Origin of the sequence: Extibacter sp. GGCC_0201 (assembly GCF_017566055.1) — a bacterium.
In the GTDB taxonomy this organism is placed as follows: Bacteria; Bacillota; Clostridia; order Lachnospirales; family Lachnospiraceae; genus Extibacter.
The window spans coordinates 1-208 of sequence record NZ_JABFCH010000288.1 but is presented as its reverse complement, the minus strand read 5'-3'; the positions used below and the strand labels follow the sequence as shown (position 1 = coordinate 208).

Genomic DNA, 208 nt, shown 5'->3' with positions numbered 1-208 from the left:
AAAAATTCCCGCAGCTTCTCCACCGCACTTTTTTCGATGCGGGAGACGTAGGAGCGGGAGATTCCCAGCTGCCTGGCAATTTCCCGCTGTGTGTATTCTTCTCCGTTGTAGAGGCCGTACCGCATCTTCAGGACGAGCCTTTCGCGCTGGGAGAGTTCATTTTCTACTTTGTCATAAAGCTTTTGGATATTTTCTTTGAGGTGGATTT

General features: G+C 49.0%; 1 protein-coding gene. It reads right to left on the bottom strand.

Annotation, left to right across the window (positions count from 1 at the left end; all coding sequences use genetic code 11):
• The coding region (locus HJV72_RS19560; RefSeq protein WP_208073553.1) for a sigma-70 family RNA polymerase sigma factor at positions 1 to 208 on the bottom strand (208 nt) is incomplete at both ends.